This is a genomic window from Kineococcus sp. R86509 (genome assembly GCF_042466365.1).
Classification (GTDB): Bacteria; Actinomycetota; Actinomycetes; order Actinomycetales; family Kineococcaceae; genus Kineococcus.
This window is the reverse complement of the sequence record NZ_JAXHCE010000001.1, coordinates 26486-49480: the sequence shown is the minus strand read 5'-3', so window position 1 is coordinate 49480 and position 22995 is coordinate 26486. Positions and strand designations below refer to the sequence as shown.

The window sequence follows — 22995 nt, the reverse complement described above, 5'->3', positions numbered from 1 at the left end:
TCTCCGGGCGGTCGCCGGGAGCGAGGGGTGAAGCGGGGAGGCACCGGCAGAGTCGGTATCGACGATGCGTGTATACAGATTGACGGGCCGCAGTCGCCGAACTCAAGGGAGGTCGTGTTACATCGGCGTAAAATGTGCCGAGTCTGGCGGAGCCACCGCGAAACGCGTATACAGATGACATGACCACCCGCATCTTGCAGGCCGACGACTGCGAACGACTCCTCCGCCGCGCAGACGCGGTCGATGCCCTGGAGCGAGCTCACACCCAACTCGCGAGGGGTGGTGCGGTTCAGCCGCGCCCGCTCGCCATGCGCGATCCCCACGACAGTGCAGCGGATGCGCCGGCATTGGTCCCGATGACCGCTCTGGCGCCCTACCTGGGCCGTGGGCTGGTGAAGATGCTGGCCGACGCACCGGCGAATCGGGCTCTGGGGCGGGCGGCGCAGCGCTCGACGGCCGCGCTCTTCGCCACCGATGACGCCGAGTGCCTGGCCCTCATCGATGGGGCTGTCCTGACCCGGATGCGCACCGCGGCGGTCTCGGTGCTCGCCACCCGTGTCCTGGCCCGTCTCGACTCCGAGGTGCTGGGACTGGTGGGAGCCGGGCCGCTGGCGGTGGAGCACGCAGTGGCTCACCACGAGGTCCTCGGCATCAAGGAGGTGGTGGTCTGGTCACGCTCGCAGCATTCCCTCGACACCTTCCGCGACGCCGTCACCGCCCGCGCTGGGGGTCTTCGGGTAACGGGTGTGGAAGAGGTCTACCAGGTCTTCGAGACCGCCGACGTGGTCTGCACGCTGACCCCGTCGGAGTCCCCGCTGGTCACCGCCAAACTGCTGCGGCCCGGGTTGCACCTCTCGGCCGTGGGGTCGCCACCTCGACCGGAGTACTCCGAGCTCGACCCTGACGTCTTCGAGGACATCGATCGTGTGGTCGTCGATGACCATGCGGTAGCGCGGGGGGAGTCCGGCAACATCCGCAACGGTCTGGCTGCGGGGACCTTGGGGGATCACGAGATCACCTCGCTGGGAGAAGTGCTGGCCGGCAGCGCAGCAGGCCGGGCGCGTGACTCCGACGTCACCTTCTTCAATTCTGTGGGTTTGGGGCTACAGGACCTTGCGGTCCTCGACCTGCTCCACCGAGAGGCGGTAGCGGCCGACGCCGGCCAACAGGTCTCGCTGCGCCCCTGACGGCGCAGGAAGGTCCCAGAGCCACGCGTCCCACGTGCTGCTGGACCTCACGGCCATCGCCATGGTGATGTGTTCTGCGAGTCGGATCAGGCCGGACTGAGACCTCTGAGGGTCTTGATCGCAGGGACGTCCCCCCGGTGCGCTACTCGGACTTGGTGTCCCAGCGCAGAAGGAGGGCGTCGTGACCAAGGTTAGTCAGATGTCTCGTGGTGACAAGAGCCACAACGCCCGCCTGGGGCGGCTGCGGGAGTTGGTCCCGGGTAGCGCTCAATCGATGCGGAAGTCGATGCGGGAGTTGGCGGGAGCGGGTGCGGAGTGACTGCCGGCGTCCAGACTGATCTCCACGACGCGTGCGGTCAGGCGATCGGCCAGATCCGGGGGCAGGAGCAGCAGCCGGTCCTGGAGGGAACCGCGGGCCTGCAGCAGCTGGTGCAGCACCTCCAGCGTGAGGCCGTCGCCCTGGACGATGAGGTCGAGCGCGCGTCCGCGTTCGTCGTCGATGTAGACGGCGTCGGTCATGACCGTTTGCGCCGGGTCCTGACCCGGGGGTAGCTCCTCACCCCACAGCAGACGCAGCACGTCGACGGTGTGCGCGGCACGCTCAGCCTGGTCACCACCTCGGGGGTGGGGCTGGGGCCCGATGGGGTTGTCGTCCACTTCGTCATCCTCGGTGGGCGAGGGTGAGTTGCTGAAGCATCACCGTGGCCCCCTTTCGGGGCGCGTCCCGGAATCTCCCTCCTCGCCTGGGGTGAGGCGCTTAGGACACTTGGCCCGGTGTGGGGAGCGTGTCCCGCAGCAGCGCTGCAACGTCGGTGGGCAGACTCATCGTGCTGGCAACAACTCGGTCCCCGAAACAGGTGCCGCACGTGCAGATCGGGCAGGTGGGGCAGGTCGGCAGGTCGTCGGTACGTGTCGCTGGCCCGTTGCCCAGCTCCAGCCCCACTCAGCCGGAGACGCGCCTTCGCGTCAGTAGTCCACGCCGCTGAGTCGAGCAGACGCTGCCCACAGCTGCTGTGCGGCGTTCTCGTCGGTGGCGACGGCAGCGAAGGGGACGCCGAGGACGTCGAGGTGCGACCGGGAGCCGGTGGGTCCCCAGAACAATCCTGGGACCACCTGAGGTGAGGTCGCCGCGGCCAGGACGGCGACAGCGGCCGGTTCGGGGTCCCGGCCGATGAGCGTTGCGGCCAGCTTCGTCGCCCAGCGCGTGAGGGGTGAGGGGTAGCTCGTGTGTAGTGGGGTGCGGGCCATGCCCGGGTGGGCAGCGAAGCTTCGGACCGGACTGCCTGCCGCGTTCAGGCGGCGGCCCAGTTCTAGGGCGAACATCGTGTTCGCGAGCTTGGATCGGCTGTAGGCGCGTCCGGGTGAGTACCCACGGATGCTGGCGAGGTCTTCCGGGGCGTCATGGTCCTCCAGGTCTACGAGGTCCTCCAGACCCAGGACGCCGCTCTTGTAGAGCGCGGAGGAGACGGTGACTACGCGAGGATCCGTGCCCTCTTCCAGTGCGGGCAGCAAGTGAGCGGTCACAGCGAAGTGGCCCAGGTGGTTGGTGGCGAACTGGCTCTCGACACCCTGCGGGCTCAGGCGCAGCGCAACGCTGCTGATGCCGGCGTTCAAGATGAGGATGTCCAAGGGTCGGCGTGCTGCTTCTTCGGCGAAGCGGTGCACGGAAACGAGGTCGAGCAGGTCCAGGTGGGAGATCGTGACCCGGTCACCGCGTAGGTGCTCCTGCTCGATTAGGCGTCGGCGGACTCGTTCACCGCGGTCGGTGTCGCGGACACCGAGGAGCACGTCAGCACCCCAGCGGGTCAGGGTTCGCGCGGTGGCCAGGCCTAGGCCGCTGGCTCCGCCGGTGATCACGGCGGTGCGGCCGGTGAGGTCGGGCAGCGGGGACAGGGGGTCGGTGAGGCGGACACGACCGGACCCTCCGGTGACCAAAGATGCTTGAGGCTTCATGGATCGAACGGTAGAGTCTGACATCAGTGTCAGGGTCAAGCTGTGGCTGTTCTCAAGTCGGTGAGTGGTGGGGTGGCGCGGTGCAGATCGGTGAGTTGAGCGAGCTCAGTGGGGCCAGTGTCCGGTCGCTGCGTTACTACGAGCAGCAGGGTCTGCTGGTCTCTCAGCGCCGCTCGAACGGGTATCGGGACTACCCGGGCAACGCCGTGGCCACCGTGGCGACCATCCGCGCCCTGCTGGAGATCGGGTTGCCGACCGCGCTGCTGAAGGACGTCCTACCCTGCACGGTGGGGGAACGTTCAGACGCGGCCTGCCCGCAGCTTCTGGAGCGCATCGCCGTACTGCGCGATGACGTGCAGTCCAAGGCAGATCGGTTGTCGAGCATCAGCACGTCGCTGAGCGCTTACCTGCAGACCAGCGCCTGACCCGGCGCCGAACGGCATACTTTCGCTGGCGAGCTCAGGCTCACCTTTCCACCCACAGATCCAAGGAGCCTTTGTTCAGGCGGCTTGGGTTTCGCGGGTGTGGATGAGGCCAGCGGCTTCGAAGAGGGGAGCAAGGTCGAGGTCGCAGGCGTCGCAGAGGTGGTGCAGGTCGCTGAGGAGCTCCACGAGGGCTTCCTGCATGTCATCGGCGTCGCTGTGGCTGATTTGGCCGTGGCGGTGCAGGGCTTTGGCGGCGTAGGTGGCGCGGTCTTCACCATCAGGTGCGGCGTTGGGTAGGACGGTGACTCCGCCGGTGTGACCGGCGCTCGCGGACTGGTGGCTCACGGTGGTGGGAGTCGATCACGGGCACTTTCGGCGCACGTCGATGTGCTCGTCATCATCCCCGGTATTGGAGCGCTGCGGGAGGGTCGGGGACCGCCGTCGAAGATGCAGTCCACCGATGAGGTCGAGCCGGCGCGAAACGCGCGACCTGTCCTCCTACGAGCGTGCCGGGCGAACCGGAAGGCGTCGCCTACCGCGCCGGCGCCACCGCGGCGATGCCGTGCCCAGCGGCGAAGCCGTGCCCGGCGGCGGCGACGGTCTGGTCGCGGCCGCCGTGCTTGCCCTCGTACAGGGCGGCGTCGGCCCGGGCCAAGACGCTCTCGGCGCTCTCACCGGTCTCCCACTGCGCGAGTCCGACGGTGCAGCTCTGCCCCAGGGGAACGCTCGCGCGGATGCGGTCGGCGACGGTGACGGCGTCGGCGACGGTGCAGCCGGGCAGGGCCAGGGCGAACTCCTCCCCGCCCCAGCGGGCGAGGGTGTCGACCTCGCGCAGGTGGGTGGCGGCCGAGGCGGCGAAGGAGCGCAGCAGTTCGTCCCCGGCCAGGTGTCCGTGGGTGTCGTTGTAGGTCTTGAAGCGGTCCAGGTCGATGAGGGCGAAGGTGAGGTCGGTGCCGGTGCGGCTGGCGCGGGCGATCTCGTGGTGGGCGATCTCGTCCCAGCGGCGGCGGTTGGTCAGTCCGGTGAGTGCGTCGTGCTCGGCGGCCTGGGCGAGTTGGACGAGCAGGTCGGCGCGTTCGACGGTGTGCGCGGCCTCTCCGGCCAGGGTCTGCAGCATCGCGCTCACCGTGGCGGGTAGCTCGGGGACGCGTTGGCGCCAGATGACCCCGAGGACGCCGAGCGCTTCCCCGGAGGAGTGCAGCACCGGTTGCCACACCCCTGACACGGTGCCGGATGCGGTCAGCATCGCCGGGTCGGCGTGGGGGTGGGCGGCGACGTCGGCGACGAAGACCTGGTGGCGGGTCCGCAGTGCGTGCAGCGGCAGCCCGCTCCGCCCGTCCAGGGGCAGGCTGAGGTGGGTGCCCGCGGCGAGGCCGACCGTGGCGGTGGAGACCAGGGACCCGTGCCCGTCCGGTTGCATGAGGTAGGCGGCGTCGGCCCCGGTGAGTCGGCGCGTGGCTTCGCAGATGGCTTGGTGGGGGTCGGACGCGGTGACGACGGTGCGCAGGGCGGCGCTGAGGGTTTCCACCTGTCGGCTGTGGGTGGCCAGCTGCTCGTTGCGCCTCGCCAGCTCGGAGTGGATCCGTTCCAGCTCCGTGTGGGCGGCGCGCAGTTCCGCCTGGTGGCGGCGGGCTTCGGTGACGTCGTGCAGGGCCATGACCGCGCCCAGGACGGCGCCGTGGGCGTCGACGACGGTCCGCCCCGAGCACGTGATCGAGACGTCGGCTCGACCGGGGGCGCGCAGGAGCATCTCGACGTCACGGACCGCGCCCCGGTCCAGGACCTGGCGCAGGGGTAGGTCGGCCCCGGTGAGGGGTGTGCGCCCGTCGGCGCTGAGGAGGCCGTAGGTGCTGGCGTGCTCCTCGGCGGGCAGGCCGACGGTCGGTGCTCCCAGCCAGGCGCGGGCGGTGTCGTTGAAGGAGATCAGGCGCCCGTCGGGGTCGGCGACGACGATGCCGACGTCGACGCTGGCCAGCACGGCGGTGTTCAGCTCCGCGCGGTGCTCGGCCTCGGTCATGAGGAGCTCCACCAGGTCGCGCTGCTCCTGGGCCTCGGCGACCAGGTGAGCGTTGACGGCGGCTTGGCGGCGGCGTTCGAAGAGAGCGACCACGGCACCGGCCAGGTCCGTCAGGGCGCTCAGCTGGGCCGGGCTCAGCTGACGCGGTTCTTCGTCCGCGGCGCACAGGGTGCCTAGGGCGTGGCCGTCGGGGCTGATGAGGGGGATGGAGGCGTAGGAGCGGATCGAGGCGCGGCGTCCGTCCACCCAGGGGTGGCGGCTGTAGCGGGGGTCGGCGCGCAGGTCAGGTACGTGGACCGGTTCCCCGGCGGTGAAGTGGCTCGCGCACAACGACTCCTCCCGTGGGAGGTTCTGGCGGGGGGTGCCGATCGCGCTCAGGGGGCAGTGGTGATGGGCGTCGATGAGGTTGACGGTCACGGTGCTCGCGCCGGTGACGAGGGCGGTGACACGGGCCAGGGCGTCGATCTGCTCGTCGCCGGGCTCCCCGTGCGTTCTTCCGTGCGTTCCCACGGTTGCCGGGCCCACGGGCGGGTCGAACAGTTGGTAGCGGTGCACGGCGGCCACGCGATCTGTCTCGGTCCGCTCGACGTTGCCCTCCACCCGATCAGGTATCGGCAGGGGGCCTGCTTCCCTTGAGGGATCGGGATCGGGATCGGGAGCGGGAACCCGGTCGCTGCCCATGGTGGGGTGCAGGCGTCTCCCGTCCGTCCAGGGCCGTGGACTGGACCGCGAGAGGGCGAACCGGGAACCCGCGGGCCGGCGGCCGCAGGGCGGGTGGCGACGGGTTCAGAGGGCAGCGGGGTTGCAGGCGGCGGGCGCGCGCAGCACCATCTGCGTTGCTACCCAGGGACTGCGGTCGAATCTCGAGATGGCTGTCTGGTCCTGCGACCCTGACCAGAGCTGACGTCGCACGCGGTTCATCACGCGTCACGAGCTCTTCTCAGCTCGATGAGACCGCTGTGTGGACTGGAGCTGCGCCGATGGTTTCCGTCGTGATTGCTGTGTTGGTTTCTGTCCTGGCGGTTTTGCTGGTGGTCAACCAGTCGTCGAAAGCTTCGGCGGTCATGGGGCGGGCGTGGAGGTAGCCCTGGGTCTCGTCACAGCCCAGCGCGTGCAGGATGTCGAGCATCGAGGTGTCCTCGACACCCTCGGCGATGACACGCAACCCGAGGCGGTGAGCGAGGGCGACGGTACCGGCGATGATCTCCGCGGTGCGGGTGTTGGTGGTGACCTGCTCGGTGAGGGAGCGGTCCAGCTTGAGCTCGCTGGCGGGGAGGTCGTGGAGGTAGGCCAGGGAGGAGTACCCGCTGCCGTAGTCGTCGATGCTGATGTCGATGCCGCGTCCGGCGAGGTCGTGCAGACGGGCGATCGACTCCTGCGGGTCGGCCATGAGCGAGGTCTCGGTGACCTCCAGGACCAGGTGGGCGGCGTCGAGGCCGCTCACCTGCAGCACGTCGTCGATCAGGCCCGCCAGGCCGGAATGGGTGAGACAGGCCGCGGAGAGGTTCACCGACATCCGCAGGGGGTGACCACTCTCGTGCCATCGCACCGCCTGGCGGGCAGCCTGCCACAGCACCTTCTCCGTCATCGTCGGCATCAGGCCGTACTCCTCGACGAGGTCGAGGAAGCGGTCGGGGCTGAGGACGCCCAGGCGTGGGTTGCACCAGCGGACGAGGGCTTCGGCACCCACGACAACACCTGCGGCGCTCACCTGCGGCTGGTAGTGCACCACCAGTCGCCCGCCGTCGAGGTCGTCGCCGGCGTCGGGACTGCCCAGCAGCACCTTGAGCTCCTCCACCAGGTGTCCTCGCTCGACGGCGTGCACCGCGGCGTCCTCGTCGTGCACCGCGACCCCGGCCCCGCCGCTGCTCTTGGCCCGATACATCGCCGCGTCGGCGTGGCGCAGCAACTGTTCCGGGGTCTCACCGGGGGCGGCGGTGGCGATGCCGACGCTGGCACGTGCGAGCAAACGCCGGCCCTCGATCGACACCGGCGCTGCGCTCGCCTCAGCGAGGGTGGCGAACAGCGCCAGCGCGGTGTCGGGGGAGGCGTCGGGCAAGACGATGGCGAACTCGTCACCACCGAGGCGGACAGTCACCGCCGGCGGGGGAGCGACCCTCGACAGCAAAGCCCCGACGCGGCGCAGCAGTTCATCGCCGACGGTGTGGCCGAAGCGGTCGTTGACCTCCTTGAAGCCGTCGAGGTCGATGAGCATCAAGGTGACGGGACGGCCCGCACGGAGGTGCTCGCCCAGCGTGCGGTCCAGGGCGCGCCGGTTGGCGAGTCCGGTCAGGTCGTCGGTGAGTGCTTCGTGACGACTGGTGGCCAGGACGGCGAGGAGGCGGACCAGCTGCACCCCGCGCACGGTGACGCTCAACGCGCCCAGAGCGCCGGAGACCACGGCGGCGCGCACCATCGGTTCGGCCAGGTCGCCGCGCAGGGTGGCGGCGGCCGCGAGGACGGCGATGGAGGCCAGCAGGACGATGAACGCGCCGGAGGTGGGAGCTGCGGTGGTGGCTGGTCGTGACAGCGGGGGAGCGGCGCGGAGCACTGCAGCCACGGTCAAGGTCGCGATGGCCACGGTCCAGCCCACCTCGGAGAACGGGCCGTTGCCTGCTGCAGCGGCTTCGTCGTGCACGGCGGCGAGGTCGATGAGCACGACGAGGGAGAAGGCGAGCAGCAGCGCCCAGGCGCGCGCGTCGCGGACGAGGCCGCCGAGGTTGAGGACGGTGGCCGTGCTGCCCAGCAGCACGATCTCCGCCGACATCCGCAGCAGCCACAGCTGTTCCTGCCACAGCGGCCACTGCGCGATCGGAGAATCGAGAACGGGCAGCAGGAGGTTGCCGATGGCGGTCAGGGTGAAGGTGGCACCGACGCCGTTGAGCCAGTCACCAGGTGCGGACATCAGAGTTCCGTGACGGTTCCACCGCACGAGACCCTGATAGATCAGCGGGCACGCACTGAGGACACCCAGCCCCAGGACCAGTCCTCCGGCTCCAGAGGCACCTGAAGAGTTCTGCAGGGACAGGTAGTCGGTCGTGCCGGCCCCGACAGCGGCGGCAGTGGCGACCCAGGCTGCGCGGGCGAAGTAGCGCCAGACTGCCTCTTCGCTGCCCGCGGTCCGGGCTCGCCAGGTCAGCACCGCGGCAGCGGCTGCGAACATCACCACCCGTCCCACCCCGCGAAGCAGCAGCGTGGGCAGGGCCCAGGACTGCCCGCTGCTGGAGGACACGAGCACCGATCCGGTCGGCGAGACGACCTGACTCGCCAGAGCGGCCGCCGCGGTGAGGACGCACAGCAGCACCAGACGCACAGGTGCCCGGTCGATCACGTGACGTCGTGCTGGTTCCTCCACCTGGGAACTATCGGCAGACACCTGGTGACTCCCGAAGAGCCTGATCGGGTTACCTCTTCGACCGGATGGGGTTGCCCCGGCTTGGGCTGGCGTCACAACGACAACCAATTTCGCGCCGTCTCACGTTGATGGGCACAAGATTAGAGTACTCACGCCTCCTCAACGATCCGATCCATTCAACGGTCCGTTCTTCTCAACGAGGATCGGTCTCGCGAGCCATCGACGCGGAGAGGTGAGTGCGACGAGGAGAGGTGAGTGCGACGAGGAGGTCGGGTCGCAGTCACTCGACCAGAGAAACTTTGCTTCGGGGCAGGGCCAGATCCGCGGCGTCGACGGGTCGGGCGAAGAGGAACCCCTGTCCGCTGTCACAGGACGCGTCGATCAGGGACTGCAGCTGTCCGTCCTCCTCGATGCCTTCGGCCACGACTCCGAGGTGGAAGCTGTGGGCTGCGCTGATGACGAGGCGGACCAGGTCGGCGTGTCCTTCGCCGGGTGTCGAGACGAAGCTCCGGTCGATCTTCAGGACGTCGACGGGCAGTCGAGGGAGTTGGCCGATGGAGGTGTAGCCGGTGCCGAAGTCGTCGATGGCGATCCGGACCCCGAACTGGCGCAACGCGGTGAGCTGGTCCAGCGCGGTGGGTTCGTCCACCAGGACCGTCTCGGTGATCTCCAGCGTCAGTCGTGACGGGTCGATCCCGCTGCGCGCCAGCGCGTCGGCGACGTCGTCGAGGAGGTACCTGGCGGCGAGGTGGCGACCGGAGATGTTCACCGCGACGGTGAGACCTGCGAGTTCCCCGCCCGCGGTGTCCCACCAGCTCAGCTGGTCGAGGGCCCGGCCCAGGGCCCAGCGGCCGATGTCGCAGATGAGGTCGGAACGTTCGGCGGTGGGGATGAACTCATCGGGGGGCACGAGTCCGTGACCGGGGCGGTTCCAGCGCACCAGTGCCTCGACCCCGGCGGTGCCGCCGGTCGCGAGGTCCAGCACTGGTTGGTAGTGAAGTACGAGTTCCCCACCCAGCAGAGCCTCGCGCAGTGCTTCCTCCGTCTCGGCCTGGGCGCTGAGTTCTCGGCGCAGTTCGTCGTCGAAGACTTCCACGACACCCCGGCCGCTGCCCTTCGCGCGATACGCCGCGGCGTCGGCCTCCTGCAGGAGCCGCTCCGATGACGTCTGCGCACCACTCACGGCGACGCCGATGCTCGCCCCGACGCGCGCGGTTCGATCGCCGAGGAGCACGGGGGCGGAGACCGCGGCGATCAACCGCTCACCGAGTTCCACCAGCTGACGGTGATCCTCAGCCGGTTCGACCACGACGACGAACTCGTCCCCACCGAGGCGGCAGACGGCGTCCCCGCCCCGGACGGTCGCCTCCATCCGCGCGGAGACGACGCGGAGCAGTTCGTCACCCGCGGCGTGGCCGTAGGAGTCGTTGACCTGTTTGAAGTGGTCGAGGTCGACGAAGAGCAGACCGACGGGCTGGTCGTGGCGCGCGGAGCGGTGCAGCGCCCGCTCGATCAGGACGAGAGCTTCCGCACGGTTGGGCAGTTCAGTCAGAGCGTCGTGGGAAGCCTGGTGAGCCATGCTGGCCTGCAGCCGTTCCCGCTCGTGGATGGCGCTGATCATCTGCGTGATCGAGGCGTGCACGACCGCGCCCAAGGACCCGGCCAGGGGTTCCCGGACGAGGTCGGAGGTGATCTCCCCGTCGGCGACGGCCTGAGCCTGGGCGCGTACCCGCCGAAGGCTCGCGACGGTCGCGGCCAGTCCCCGGGCGACGGTGCGCACCTCACGCGGTCCCCCTTCGGCGACGTCGAGGAGTTCACCGTCGCGCACGGCTTCGGCCTGGGCGGCGAGGCGGTGCAGCGGACGGGCGATGAAGCGGTGCACCACCACCATCACGCTGGCGGTGACCACGAGCAGCACCAGCGCGGCGAGCAGCAGGTGGCGCAGGTCCTCAGCGGCCCGTCGGGCCGGTCGCGAGGTGGCCGCGACGGCCCGGTCGCCGATCTCGACGACGGCCCCGCGGATGGCCGCGTTGCGGGCGGTGTTCGCGGTGGTGAGGGTGAAGAACTGGGGGAGCGAGAGCGCAGTGCCGGACAGAGCGGCGGCGTTCGTGATCTCGTCGACCTGCTGCCCGGCGTCCCCGGTCGTCGCGGTGCGCCACCCGGTGACCGCGTCGGCACTGCCGTGTGCGGTGAGGTCGGCGTCCGCGGCCCGGTAGCCGCCCCAGGCCTGCAGGAAGGAGGAGCGCGCGTCCGCCGCGGTGGCGGGGTCGAGGGAGACCGAGCCGAGGTAGAGCGGCACCTCGAGGCTGGCGTAGGTCGTGGCCTCCTGCGCCCGGTCGAGGTCGGCGACCGCGCGGGCTCCCGGACCGTCCAGGGACTGATCGCGGGCGGCGTCGAGGTGGGCGTCGACCTGCCCCGTCAGGTCCGCGACCACCTGGCGGTAGGAGTCGAACGTGGCGGTGGCGTCGCCGCCGGTGGTGGCGCTCTTGCGCAGTGCGGCGACGGTCCGTGCGGCGGCTGTGGCTTCGGCTGCCGCGGGGGTCCCGGTGGTCGCGGTGACTGCCTCGTCGGTGGCGCTCTGGACGCTGCGCAGCTGCTGGGTGATCGCCGGCCCGGCGAGGGCGGCGATGCCGGCGATGCTGGAGGCGTCGAGGCCGAGCGCGGAGGCGGTGGCGGGCTCGCTCAGCACCGACTGGGCCAGAACCGGGACGACCTCCTGGGCCACGCTGCCGCGGACGGTGTCGAGCAGGACGGCCGCGCGCACCTGCGCGGCTGCTGCTTCTGCGGCCACTGAGACGTCTCGGCGTTGGTCGACGACGACGCCGACGACGCTCACCAACCCGACGACGGGGACGAGGACGAGGGCCATCAGGCTGCGCTGCAGGGTGGGAGACCGACGGGAGGGGGGACGCACGCGGGGGAATCGACACTGGATGCCGGTTGATCAAGCAATCAGAGGGGGATTCACCCGGATGCCGCCTCTTTGCCCGACGGAACAGCGTGATGGTGAGTAGTTCACCAGATCGCCAGGTGACGTGTCATCTCTCAACGTCGGCCAGTGTGGACCGGGTTTGGATGATCAGTGCTGCGACTCATGCACCGAGACAGCAGTTGCTGAAACGTTAAGGACGGCTGTCGGTGAGTCGATCGGTCCCTGTCTGGTGCCGCTCGGGTGCCCTGGTGATGGGCGGATGTCGTGTCGAACGGTGTACTGGCTGCAGTGCGCAACCTGCGGGTCTCCTCGAAGTTGTTCGCCGGGTTCGGTGTGGTGTGCCTCCTGCTGCTGGTCGTCACCGGCCTCGGCATCGCCCGCCTGGGGCAGGCTCAGACGAACCTGGACAACCTCTCCACCTCCGGGGTGGCCTCGGTGGACACCATCGACAAGGTCCAGACCGCCTACCTGCAGGTCCGCAAGGACCTCAGCGACGTCGCGGTGGCCCTGGACGCGGCCGCCACCCAGAAGGCTGCCGATCAGTTGAGCAAGGACCAGACGGCCCTGGATGACGCGTGGACGGCCTACCTGGCCACGGGTCCGGCCAGCACCCCTCAGCAGCAGGGCGTCTACACCCAGTCCTTGGCCCAGTGGCGCACCGCCAGCGAAGCGCTGCTGCCGTTGGCGGGCGAGGCGGATCTGACCGCGTTCGTCACCCAGCGCGCGGCCACGACCACCGAGGTCGGCAAGACGGTCAACTCCGCCCTGGACACCATGAACGACGTGGAAGCGCAGGCCGCGAAGACGATCGCCGATGACGGGGCGACGGCCTATCATCAGGCCGTCATCGTGCTGGCCGGCTGCGCGGGGGTGGCTCTGCTGCTGGCCGTGGTCATCGCCGTGGTCATCGCCCGTTCCATCGCCCGCCCTTTGGCGAAGGCCGTCACCGTGGTCGAGGGCCTGGCCCAGGGCCGGTTGGATCAGCGCATCGACTACGTCGGCAAGGACGAGGTCGGGCGTCTGGCCGCCGCGACCAACGCGTCGATGGATTCTCTGGCCGCGGTGATGCGTGAGGTCACCGACAACGCGAGCACCCTCGCTGCTTCCAGTGAGGAGTTGACCGCGGTTGCCACCCAGCTCTCCTCGGGTGCGGAGGAGTCCGCGTCGCAGTCGCAGGTGGTCTCCGCGGCCACGGAGCAGATCAGCGCGAACATCGGCACGGTCGCTGCGGCGGGGGAGGAGATGACGGCGGCAATCAACGAGATCGCCACCTCCACCGCGCAAGCCTCTTCGACGGCGGCGACCGCGGTCGCCGCCGCCGGCGACGCCGGGACCACGATCGAGCGTCTGGGGGCCTCGAGTCGGGAGATCGGTGATGTGGTGAAGTTGATCACCACGATCGCGGAGCAGACGAACCTGTTGGCGTTGAACGCGACGATCGAGGCGGCGCGGGCGGGGGAGATGGGTAAGGGGTTCGCGGTGGTGGCGGGTGAGGTGAAGGAACTGGCGCAGCAGACCGCGCGGGCCACGGAGGTGATCGTGGCGAAGGTGAACGCCACCCAGGCCGACGCGTCCGCGGCGACGGCGGTGATCGCGGAGATCGCGGAGGTCATCTCTCGGATCGATGGGTTGCAGGCGACGATCGCGGCGGCGGTGGAGGAGCAGTCGGCGACGACGGCGGAGATGGTCCGCAACGTCACCGAGGTCTCGACGGGGAGTCAGGAGATTTCGGCGAACATCGCGGGGATCGCGGCGGCGGCGGTGGAGACGACGACGTCGGCGTCGCACACTGCGACGACGGCTGCGGATGTGTCTCGTAGTGCCGCGCAGTTGCAGACGCTGGTGGGCCGCTTCACCTTCTGATCCGCTTCCGCCTCGGTGTCCGCGAGGTTCCCCCTTCCGGTGAACCCCGTCGCTGCGTCGGTTCCGGCTGACGCTGTTGGCCGCGTCTGACGCCGGCGACGTGGATGGTCAGGTTGGCGTTGGGTCGAGGAAACTATCCGTTCTGTATCGCCCACTGCCCACCAGTCACTGCCCGCCAGTTACTGCCCACCGCATACCTCGAGCTGTATCCGCATCCACGCAAATCCTGGGAGGTGAAACCAATGAAGTTACCGCGCGATGTGAACGTCGCCTCTCAGTTCCGCGACGGCGCCAGCGGAGGTGACGGAGCCGAAGCGTTTGACGTTGTCAAGGCGTTTGACGTCGTCGAGACGTTCGACGTCAGCGGCCGGTGGGTGTGGCGGGGATCCGGTGGCCGCAACGCCCATCTGGTGCGGGAGCGTTCGGTGCGTAGTTCCAGCCCGTGGTCGTTGTGCGGGAAGCGGGTCCGAGGGCCCCGCTTGGCTTGGCGCGGCGTGTGTCACGTCTGTCGTCGGCGAAGCGTGGACCTCGACACCGAACCCACCCCGGTGAATGACCGCGTGCTGATGACGACACCCGCTGTGGTGCGCGTCAACAGGTAGCTCGGCTCCAGCGGTTGCCGGCAGGGCCACGTCGATATCGCTAAGCCCTTCACGCACAGCACAACCTGACCGCTTGGTGTCCGAGGAAGCGGCTCAAGTTCCCGGCCCCGCCCACGGCGGTATGACCGCGAAGTCGCTGAAGCCCGTGGGCGTCGCTGGGGACTGTCCGCATGGAGGAAGCTCTAGGTGGGTCGCGCTCCGCTGCATCTTCCCCGGCCAGGTCGAGCACCTTACGGGCCAGGCGGGATGAGCAGCTGGGCTAGCGCTGCTGCGTCAGCGCCAACGACCGGGAAGTGATCACGCCGGAGTCATCGATGCTGAGCTGCAGCCTGCGGCGACGCGTCACGCGCATCGCAACGGTGCTCACCCAGGCCGAGGCCCAACCGCACAGGCTGCACGCCGAGGCAACGGCATGACGCCGGTGCGAGGTGCTGGGCCGGTAGCTGATGACCGCCTGGTGGGCGGACATCGACTCCAGCACCGCCCCGTGAGTCACCGCGTGTTGCACGGCTTGGTGCAGCAGCCGAGCCCGTTGCACGTCTCCCAACGGGTTGCTGGTGCCCAGCTCGAGCATGGGGTCGTCGACAGCTACAGCGGAGGAGTGGGTAGGCGACGCCATCGTCGATCGAGCACCCTGTCGCTGAAGTCTCCAGCGCGCGGGGAAGGACATGACGAGTCTCCAGAAGTGGTGAGGTACAAGTTTCTTCTAGATGGTTCGGAACTTCTCGTTGCCAGCTTGAGTACTTTTCCGGGGCTGAGCGCCACCATCCGCCTGCGGAAGGACCTGCGCGATGGCGGGTATCTGCTGGTGCCGTTCGCGTGCACGGACTGGCGCCGCCGACAAGACGGTGAAGCCGCCTACCGTGCGTCCGTGGGTGCCGCGGTATGACCGTGCGCCCGCACGCCTCCGCACCGAGTACCCGCGGACGGGGGCTGTCCGGGTGAGGCGCGGGGTCGGCGAGGGCCGCTGCGGGTCGCTGCGGGTACGGTCCCTCAGTGCGTGCACTTGTCACTGGAGCCACCGGCTACGTCGGCTCCCGTCTCGTCCCCGTCTTGCTGGAGGCGGGCTTCGACGTGCTCGCCGGTGCCCGTGATCCGGGGAAGCTCGCGGCCTTCGACACCTCACCGGAAGGCACGTCACCGGGACGAACCTCACCGGAAGACACGTCAGCGGCACGCACCGGATCCCAGGACCTCACCCCGTCTGGGACCGCGACCAGCGTGGAGCTGGACGTCATGGACGCCGACTCCTGCGCCCGCGCGTTGAGCGAGCACGGCCAGGTCGACGTGGCCTACTACCTCGTCCACGGTCTGGGTGAGGGTGACTTCGCCGAGACCGATCTGGTCGGCGCCCGCACCTTCGCCGCCGCAGCAGCGGCCGCCGGGGTTCGGCGCATCGTCTACCTCGGCGGGCTGGTCCCGCCGGGGCAGGAGCTGTCGGAGCACCTGGAGAGCCGTCGCGTGGTCGGGGAGACCCTGCGGGAGTTCGGGCCGGGGGTGGACCTGGTGTGGTTGCGGGCGGCGATCGTGCTGGGGGCGGGGTCCACCTCCTTCGAGCTGATCCGTCACCTGGTGGACCGGCTGCCGGTCGTCCCGGTACCGGTGTGGATGAAGCACCGGGTGCAGCCGATCGCCGTCGACGACGTGGTGCACTACCTGCGCCACAGTGCCGAGCCCGACGTGCCGGCCGGCGCCTACGACGTCGGCGGACCTGATGCGCTGCCCTACCGCGACCTCGTCGCCACCTACGCGCAGGTGAGTGGCCGTCGACGGTTCCTGCTGCCGGTCCGAGGGGTCAGCACCGCTCTGGCGGCGCGGGTCATCGGGTGGATCGTGCCGTTGCCGTCGCCGTTGGTGGCCGACCTGGTCGACAGCCTGAGCAACACCATGGTCGTGACCGAGGACACCATCTCAAGGTTCGTGCCGTCGCCGCCGGGCGGTGCGGCGGGGGTGCGGGAGGCGTTGCGTCGTTGTGCCACTCCGCCCGGGGTGGCGGTGGTGGGGCCCGGCGCGAGCGCTGATGCGTTGCGCCTCAACGACACCGACCCTGAGTGGGCGGGCTGAGCCTCACCGCGTCGGCGTCTGGTGTGACGGTGTTGAGGGGGTGCTGAACCCGCTGTAGCGCAGGCAGCCTGTCCGTCCGGTTGCGTGGGCAGCTCTGATCACGAGGCACCAGATGCGTCCTGGGCAGCCCTTCCGAGCGAAGCGCGGTGTGACTCTTGGTGTTCCCCGGTGAGTCGACATCAGCCGTGGGCGGTGACCGCCTGCGCGGAGCGGATGGCCTCGGCTGCGGTGAGCACTTCGTTCTTCCAGGAGCGGTAGTCGCTCTCGGTGATTCCGTGTTCCGCGCACAGCTCCGCCAGGGGGCATTCCTCCCGGATTCCGGCTAGGACGATGGCCAGCTTCTCCCGGGCGGGCAGTACCCGACTCTTCCGCTTCTGATCGAGGACGGCGGCGGCGATGACCAGGGCAGCGCCGAGGAGGACGACGTCTTTGAGGACGTACTGCCCCTCCAAGGTCGGTGCGTGGTGGGGCCCGGCGAAGAGACGGTGCGGCAGCAGGATGATCGGGGAGAGGATCCCCGCCAGCTGGGGCATCAGGAGGAACAGAGCAGCGGGCAGGAACTTCCCGCCGAGCAGCAGGCACGCACCGATGACCGTTTCCAGTGAGGCGACGCCGATCAGTGCGAGGTGGTCGGGGATCAGACCGAAGGTCAGTATGTGGGTGGTGGTGACCGCGAGGTCTTGCGCGGGGCTGACCCCAGGGAAGAATTTCAGGACGCCGAAGCCGAAGAACACCAAGCCCATGCTCAGCCGCAGCACCAGCAGACTCTGCGTCATCAACAGCGTGTAGGCCGCGGTACTTGCTCGGTGCAGGTGTTCCCGGGGCGTCATCACGGGGATCGTTCGGAGCGAACGACGTGGGCGATGGGTCCAGTGCGGTGTTACCAGGACCGGGGGGCGTTTTCACCCGACTGCTTAGCTCGCACAGGTCCTGGTTGGAGTCTCGGTGATGCGGGTCCGGGTGATGCGGGTCCTGCCCTGGGTGGCTGCGGTCGTCGCCAATCCGACGCTGATGACTGATGGGGTCCACGTCACGATGACGTCACCGCGGTCGGTGACGACGTGGGCTGGAACCTGTTGCGAAGCCCGAGGGTGCGCTGACCTGGGTGATCTTGAAGAACGCCATGAGTGCGGTGCGATGCGGTGCGGTGCGGTGATCTCCCGCTCACCGCACCGCACCGTCACATCATCACGTTCTTGCCCGGCGTTGAACGGATGGCTCGTGTCAGCTGACGAGTACCTTCAACGAGCCGGGGCCTTCCTAGGCGTTCTTACTGGACTGCTGCGGTGGCAGCATCAGCCGCGGCCTGGGGGACGGAGGGGGTTCCACCGAAGATCCAGCCGGTGCCGCGACCGGTGTAGCTGGTCTTGTGCGCGGAGAGGTAGCTGGTCGTCGTGGCGCCGAGGGAGCCGTCGAAGTCGATGAAGACCAACGGCACCCCCTGCGACCCAGCGACCGGCGCGGCGGAGAGGGCATCGGCTGCGGTGGTGTCGGAGCCGCCGACCAGGGCCACGGACTGGGTGTCGAAGTTCTGGCTGGCGGTGGCGTAGTCGGCGATCTTGGTGGCGGTGTCCTGTCGGCTGGTGCCGCCCAGGCGCTGGGTTCCACCGGCCTGGGAATACACCGCGTCGGAGACCGAGGCGGAGCTACCGAGGACGACGCGGTTGCTGCTGCCCAGCTCCTCCAGCGCGGTCTTGGTCACCGCCGGAAGGGTGCCGGCTTCGGTGAGCAGGATCGGGTAGTTACGCGCCCACGCGATCGGCCCGGCGGCCAAGGCGTCGGCGGTGGAGGTGCCGGAGGCGAGGAAGACCTGCTCGGGGGCGTTGCCGTTGGGGTTGTCCCCGTCTTCGGCGGTGCCGCCGGCTTCGGCGACCAGGGCGGCGGTCTCGTAGCGGTCGGCGCCGGCGATGCGGGTGACGTCCTTGCCCGCGGCCTTCCAGGCGTCTTCCTGGGCGGTGGAGACGCGGTCGCTACCGCCGATGATCCAGACGTTCTTCGCGCCCAGGCGGGCGATCTCGGCGGCGGTGACGGCGGGGACCGCCGTGGTGTCGGTGTAGAGGATGGGTGCGGACTTCAGCCCCGCGAGGTAGGAGGCGGTGAGGCCGTCGACGGTGGCGTAGCCGTTGACGATGACGACGTCGGTGGCGGCGCCGTCGGTGGGTTCGAGCAGCTTGGAGGATTCCACGGCGGTGGCGAAGCGGTCGGCTCCGGCGATGCGGTGGTCGAATGTGAAGCCGGTGGCGGCCTGGGCGGGGGCGGCGATGGCGGCGGCGCCGCCGAGGCCGACGAGTAGGGCCAGCCCGGCGCTGAGGGCGGTGTGCTTCTTCACGAGTGTGTACTCCAAAGTGGCGAAAGTAGGTGGGTGGAGCGGGGGAGTGCCCTGTGACGCGAGCCCATGCGAGAGTCCATCTCCGGGCCCATCTCCAGGCCAGCCCGCAGACGGGACGAGGGATCAGTAGGACGGGTCCCGTAGTGGTTGATCACCAGCGGCGGGGCAGGTACTGAGGGGTGTGGCTCAGCTGGTCTTGATCTCGCCGTTGAGCCCGGCGGGGTAGAACCCACCCTTGCTGACACCGGTGCCCGAGGTCAGGTACACGATGTTGAGGACTTCCTGGGGCGAGCGGCTGAACGCGATCGAGTTCGCGTCGGTGGGGACGAGGTTCGCGCGCCCGGAATCACCGGTGGTGATGCCCTGGTCCTTGTCCGCGCCGGTCCCGTCGAGGGAGTCACGGGCATCGGAGATGAGGTTGGTGGGGGCGGAGAGGCCGTTTTCGTAGAGCAGGGTGCGCACGATGCCGGAGTGGTAAGCCTCCACGGCGAGGATGCCGGCGGCGGCCTCGAGGTAGTCCTTGTTCTGGATGAGCGGCGCTGCGCCCTTGTAGGCGGTGACCCCGACGTCTTCGAAAAGGAAGGCCCCGAGCAGGAAGAACGCCTCGGAGGAGAAGGGGTCGAAGGTCTCGCCCGCCTTGATGACCCCGGCGGCCTGCGCGGCACCGGTGAAGGAGCTCTGCAGGTCGATGGCCGGGCGGGAGACGGCGGCGCTGCCGAGGGCCGTACGCAGGAACTTCACGTGGGCGATCTCGTCGTTGGCGATCTCTTCGGCGTAGTAGCGCATCGCCTTGGACTTGAAGGGGACCCGGTGTCCGCCGGTGACGCCACCCATGGTGCCGGTGCCGCCGGCCATCGCTTCGGAGAGGCCGTGGCCGTAGGCGGCGTAGCAGTAGAACTCCGCTTCGAGGTATTCCAAGTTGAGGGCGAAGTTGAGGACGCTGGCATCGCTAGGAGCGTCGGCCGCTTCCGCGGGGGCAGCGACGGAAGCACTGAGGAGGCCGGCGCCGACGGTTCCGGCGGAGAGCAGGCCCATGCCGCGCAGGAAGTTGCGGCGGTCGGCGGGGGTCTCGGAGCTGCGGTTGATCATGTTGACGAGGAGGGACTTCTTGAACATGGCCAGCTTCCTGTCCGGGCACCCCCGTTCGTGGGGGTGCCGTCATCACGCCACGGGGTGCATCCAGTGGCAGCTTTTCCGTGCCTTCGACCCCTCGGGATGGGAACCATCGGGAACCAGTGAGACGTCGCAGGCGGTGATCATTCGGATCATGGGGCGCGGTGGATGGTGTCCCTTCGCTGCCCGGATCACTGGTGATCACTACAGACCAGAGTGCCGCACCTTCGGCCCCATCACCACCCCTAGTCACACTTCGATCACTTGCAGTAGGCAAAAGTTGGCTTGAGGTGGCCTCCTGGACGGGGCGAACGGACGGGCGTAGCGGAAGTCGAGGCGAAGGTCCTCGACGGGATCTGAGTCGAGGGGAGCTGAGTCATGGCGGGATGCGTCCGAGCTGGCTGGACCCCTTGGGCCGCGCTCGTGTGTCGAGCTCGTATGTCGAGCCCGTGTGTCGAGGTGCGCCGAGCGTCATGTTGACCGTGTCGGAAGCTCAAGTCCGGGCCGGGAGCTGTCGATAGAGCGCCAGGGAGCACGCTGCTTCGATTTTCTGGGAGGGCACTGGATGAGCGAGTGGCGTCACCGTGCTGTCTGCCGAGACCAGATCGAGTTGTTCGATCAGACGTTTGACGTCAATCGCCGCCACCACGACGCCGCGGTCGCGGTCTGCTGGCAGTGCCCGGTCCGCCAAGCCTGCCTCGAGGACGCGATGGCCTACGAGATGCGGGGCCCGGGTCGCTTCGGTGTCCGTGGTGGTCTCACCGCGCGTGATCGTGAGCGGATGATCCGCCTCGAGCGCAGCGCGTAACGCACGGCGTGCCCACACGCCCCGTCAGATCCAGGCCGGTAAGCGGCTTGCCTTGAGTCCAGGAACACAAGCCGTGGTCAACGGATGGGTCTGACCTCAGCGCGTAGGGGGCGGAACGGCTTCGACGAAGTGATGCGCTCTGGCTGCGAGGCTACGAGCAAACTGAGCGTGGATCCGTGCGGGTCAATGGATTCGGTGATGATGGTGACTGTGAGCGTCATCGGCCCTCAGCAGCACCTGCCGGGAATCTTCGCTGCCCTGCCCTTCCCCTGCATGCTCTTAGACCCCGACCTGGTGATCCTCGAGGTCAGCGGTGCCTACCTCCAGGCCATGGGTCGCCCCCGTGCGGAGCTGGTCGGTCGCTACCTCTTCGAGGCCTTCCCCTTGGCGCAGGCAGCTCTTCCAGCCCTACCGGGCCACGAGATCGGCAGTGGCGGCGGCGATGGGGGCGGCGATGGCGGCGGCAATGGCGGCGGCAATGGCGGCGGCAATGGCGGCGGCGAAGCAGACGCGCAAGATCCGCTGGTCCTGGTGCGGGCTTCGATGCTGCGGGTGCTGGCCAGCGGGGTCGCTGACCCGGTGCCGCTGCAGAAGTACGACATCCCCGACGCTGACAGTCCCACCGGCTTCAGCGAACGGTGGTGGAGCTTCACCACCTTTCCCGTCTTCGGCGCCGGCGCCGGTCCCAGTGCTGGTGCTGGTGGGCAGGTCACCGCGTTGCTGCACGTGACCGAGGACGTCACCAAGGAGATCACCCGCACCAACACCACCCTTTCAGGTGGGGGTGCGACGCAGGAGGAGGTCGAGCAGGAGGTCCAGCGCTCCACCGCGGCCCTGCGTGGTCGAGCCCAGCAGTTGGAGGCCGACCTCTACGAGCGCGCCGTCCAGGTGCAGGCCCTGACCGCGGCCCGGGAGCAGGCCGTGGCGCGCCTGGCCGGGTTGGCACGCACCGCCCTGGCCCTGGCCGAAGCCGGCAGCGTCCTGGAGCTGACCGACCTGATCACCGAGCACGGCTTGGCCGCGACCGGCTGCGACAGCGGCGCTGTGGCCGTCTTCATCCCTGACGATGCCTCGGTGATGGATCTGACCATCTCCGACGGGTTCGGCGCGGCCGCTCAACGTGACTACGCCCGGCTGCCCGCCGACAGCGCGTTGCCGGCCTGCGTGGCGGCGAGCACCGGACGCACGGTGCTGCTGAGCGATGCCGCGGCGTGTCTGGCGTGGTCACCGCAGATGCGGGCGGTGATGGATTCCACCGGTTCTCAGGCCTTCGCCTGCCTGCCCCTGGTCGCCGACGGGCGGGTGCTGGGTTCGTTGACCGCGGGGTGGCATCAGCCGCAGACTTTCGACGTTGAGCAGATGGAACTGCTGGATGCCTTCGCCGCCCAGTGCGCGCAGGTGCTGGACCGGTTGCTGGTGCACGAGGCCGAGGTCGCCGCCCACGCCGAGGCGGCTGCGGCGTGGGAGACGCTGCAGCGCTCGATGCTCACCGAGCCACCCGAACCGGACCACCTGCAGGTGGTCGTCCGCTATCGCGCCGCCGCGCGCACGGCGCAGATCGGTGGGGACTGGTACGACGCCTTCTTCCAACCCGACGGCTCCACCGTGCTGGTCATCGGCGACGTCATCGGGCACGACACGATCGCCGCGGCGGCGATGGGACAGGTGCGCACCATGCTCCGCGCGGTCGCGGCGCACACCGGGGACGGGCCGGCCGCAGTGCTCAGTGCTACTGACCGGCTCCTAAGGCTCCTGATGCTGTCCACCAGCGCCACCGCGGTGGTGGCCCGCCTGGAGCAGGACGCCGAGGAGCACGAGCAGGGTGTCAGTCGGCTGCGGTGGTCTAACGCCGGCCACCTTCCTCCGCTGGTCGTCGACCCCGACGCGCGCGTGCGTTTGCTGGAGACGCAAGAGGCGAACTTGTTGCTGGGCTTCGACCTGGACACCGCCCGGCAGGAGTCGGTGGTCACCCTCGAGCGCGGCTCTACGGTCCTGCTGTACACCGACGGGCTCATCGAGCGGCGTACGGAGTCTCTGCAGACCGGGCTCAACCGCCTCGTCCAGACCGCCGAGGAGCTGGCGCTGGAGAGCGCAGACCTTGACGCCCTCGTCGACGGGCTTCTCGAGAGGCTGGTACCCGAGCGACCTGAGGACGACGTCGCCCTCATCGCCGTTCAGCTGCACCCTCAGGATGTTCCCCGTCCCGCGGTGGCCGGCCCGAACCGCATCCCCGACGTCGTCCCGCCGGAGTAGTGACGCCGGATCCGTGATGGCGAAGTAGTGACCGAGAAGTAGTGACGCCGGATCCGTGTCGGCGGAGTAGTGACGGCGGAGTAGTGACGATGAA

At 69.1% G+C, this 22995-nt stretch carries 16 protein-coding genes; 6 read left to right on the top strand and 10 right to left on the bottom strand.

What is annotated here, in order from left to right:
* Positions 1–179 precede the first annotated feature (179 nt).
* Positions 180–1187 carry an ornithine cyclodeaminase family protein gene (locus SJY07_RS00240; protein WP_380156137.1) on the top strand — a complete coding sequence of 336 codons (1008 nt, stop codon included), beginning with the start codon at positions 180–182 and terminating at the stop codon, positions 1185–1187.
* A gap of 267 nt (positions 1188–1454) precedes the next feature.
* Here SJY07_RS00240 and SJY07_RS00235 read toward each other — a convergent pair whose 3' ends face one another.
* Positions 1455–1844: a hypothetical protein gene (locus tag SJY07_RS00235; RefSeq protein ID WP_380156135.1), complete on the bottom strand. Its 390-nt coding sequence runs from the start codon at positions 1842–1844 to the stop codon at positions 1455–1457.
* Positions 1845–2153: 309 nt separating this feature from the next.
* Positions 2154–3140, bottom strand: coding sequence for an SDR family NAD(P)-dependent oxidoreductase (locus tag SJY07_RS00230; RefSeq protein WP_380156133.1), 987 nt, complete (start codon positions 3138–3140; stop codon positions 2154–2156).
* 80 nt (positions 3141–3220) lie between these two features.
* Here SJY07_RS00230 and SJY07_RS00225 point away from each other — a divergent pair, with 80 nt between their 5' ends.
* Positions 3221–3565 (top strand): MerR family DNA-binding transcriptional regulator, encoded by a 345-nt coding sequence (locus SJY07_RS00225; protein WP_380156131.1) that lies wholly within the window; start codon positions 3221–3223, stop codon positions 3563–3565.
* A gap of 75 nt (positions 3566–3640) precedes the next feature.
* On the opposite strand, the gene SJY07_RS00220 is transcribed toward SJY07_RS00225, so the two are convergent.
* The 4 genes from SJY07_RS00220 to SJY07_RS00205 form a co-directional block, all read right to left on the bottom strand.
* Positions 3641–3910 (bottom strand): hypothetical protein, encoded by a 270-nt coding sequence (locus tag SJY07_RS00220; RefSeq protein WP_380156129.1) that lies wholly within the window; start codon positions 3908–3910, stop codon positions 3641–3643.
* 187 nt (positions 3911–4097) lie between these two features.
* Entirely contained in the window at positions 4098–6146 is a 2049-nt protein-coding gene (locus tag SJY07_RS00215; RefSeq protein ID WP_380156127.1) for a diguanylate cyclase domain-containing protein, read from the bottom strand.
* 376 nt (positions 6147–6522) lie between these two features.
* Positions 6523–8937: a putative bifunctional diguanylate cyclase/phosphodiesterase gene (locus SJY07_RS00210; protein ID WP_380156125.1), complete on the bottom strand. Its 2415-nt coding sequence runs from the start codon at positions 8935–8937 to the stop codon at positions 6523–6525.
* A 280-nt stretch (positions 8938–9217) separates the two neighbouring features.
* Entirely contained in the window at positions 9218–11851 is a 2634-nt protein-coding gene (locus tag SJY07_RS00205) for a putative bifunctional diguanylate cyclase/phosphodiesterase (protein WP_380156123.1), read from the bottom strand.
* Between the two features lie 306 nt (positions 11852–12157).
* On the opposite strand from SJY07_RS00205, the gene SJY07_RS00200 reads away from it, so the two are divergent.
* Positions 12158–13732 carry a methyl-accepting chemotaxis protein gene (locus SJY07_RS00200; RefSeq protein ID WP_380156121.1) on the top strand — a complete coding sequence of 525 codons (1575 nt, stop codon included), beginning with the start codon at positions 12158–12160 and terminating at the stop codon, positions 13730–13732.
* Between the two features lie 861 nt (positions 13733–14593).
* Here SJY07_RS00200 and SJY07_RS00195 read toward each other — a convergent pair.
* Entirely contained in the window at positions 14594–14908 is a 315-nt protein-coding gene (locus tag SJY07_RS00195; RefSeq protein WP_380156119.1) for a hypothetical protein, read from the bottom strand.
* A 422-nt stretch (positions 14909–15330) separates the two neighbouring features.
* Between SJY07_RS00195 and SJY07_RS00190 the strand changes: the two genes are divergently transcribed.
* Positions 15331–16398: an NAD-dependent epimerase/dehydratase family protein gene (locus tag SJY07_RS00190; protein WP_380156117.1), complete on the top strand. Its 1068-nt coding sequence runs from the start codon at positions 15331–15333 to the stop codon at positions 16396–16398.
* A gap of 179 nt (positions 16399–16577) precedes the next feature.
* On the opposite strand, the gene SJY07_RS00185 is transcribed toward SJY07_RS00190, so the two are convergent.
* From SJY07_RS00185 to SJY07_RS00175, 3 genes are all read right to left on the bottom strand, one after another.
* Entirely contained in the window at positions 16578–17228 is a 651-nt protein-coding gene (locus tag SJY07_RS00185; protein WP_380156115.1) for a DoxX family membrane protein, read from the bottom strand.
* Between the two features lie 440 nt (positions 17229–17668).
* On the bottom strand, positions 17669–18727 hold the full coding sequence (locus SJY07_RS00180) for a cell wall-binding repeat-containing protein (RefSeq protein WP_380156113.1): 1059 nt from the start codon (positions 18725–18727) through the stop codon (positions 17669–17671).
* 186 nt (positions 18728–18913) lie between these two features.
* A complete protein-coding gene (locus SJY07_RS00175) occupies positions 18914–19843 on the bottom strand; it encodes a ferritin-like domain-containing protein (RefSeq protein WP_380156111.1) in 930 nt (309 codons plus the stop codon).
* Positions 19844–20405: 562 nt separating this feature from the next.
* Here SJY07_RS00175 and SJY07_RS00170 point away from each other — a divergent pair.
* Together SJY07_RS00170 and SJY07_RS00165 are read left to right on the top strand one after the other, a co-directional pair.
* Positions 20406–20648 (top strand): WhiB family transcriptional regulator, encoded by a 243-nt coding sequence (locus tag SJY07_RS00170; RefSeq protein WP_380156109.1) that lies wholly within the window; start codon positions 20406–20408, stop codon positions 20646–20648.
* Positions 20649–20816: 168 nt separating this feature from the next.
* Positions 20817–22901, top strand: a complete 2085-nt coding sequence (locus tag SJY07_RS00165) for a SpoIIE family protein phosphatase (protein WP_380156107.1) — start codon at positions 20817–20819, stop codon at positions 22899–22901.
* Positions 22902–22995: the final 94 nt, after the last annotated feature.

Excerpts from the sequence above, each read along its gene's own strand:
- SJY07_RS00240 (WP_380156137.1), top strand. The coding sequence starts at position 180 with ATGACCACCCGCATCTTGCAGGCCGACGACTGCGAACGACTCCTCCGC.
- SJY07_RS00230 (WP_380156133.1), bottom strand. The coding sequence starts at position 3,140 with ATGAAGCCTCAAGCATCTTTGGTCACCGGAGGGTCCGGTCGTGTCCGC.
- SJY07_RS00195 (WP_380156119.1), bottom strand. The coding sequence starts at position 14,908 with ATGCTCGAGCTGGGCACCAGCAACCCGTTGGGAGACGTGCAACGGGCT.
- SJY07_RS00185 (WP_380156115.1), bottom strand. The coding sequence starts at position 17,228 with ATGACGCCCCGGGAACACCTGCACCGAGCAAGTACCGCGGCCTACACG.
- SJY07_RS00175 (WP_380156111.1), bottom strand. The coding sequence starts at position 19,843 with ATGTTCAAGAAGTCCCTCCTCGTCAACATGATCAACCGCAGCTCCGAG.
- SJY07_RS00170 (WP_380156109.1), top strand. The coding sequence starts at position 20,406 with ATGAGCGAGTGGCGTCACCGTGCTGTCTGCCGAGACCAGATCGAGTTG.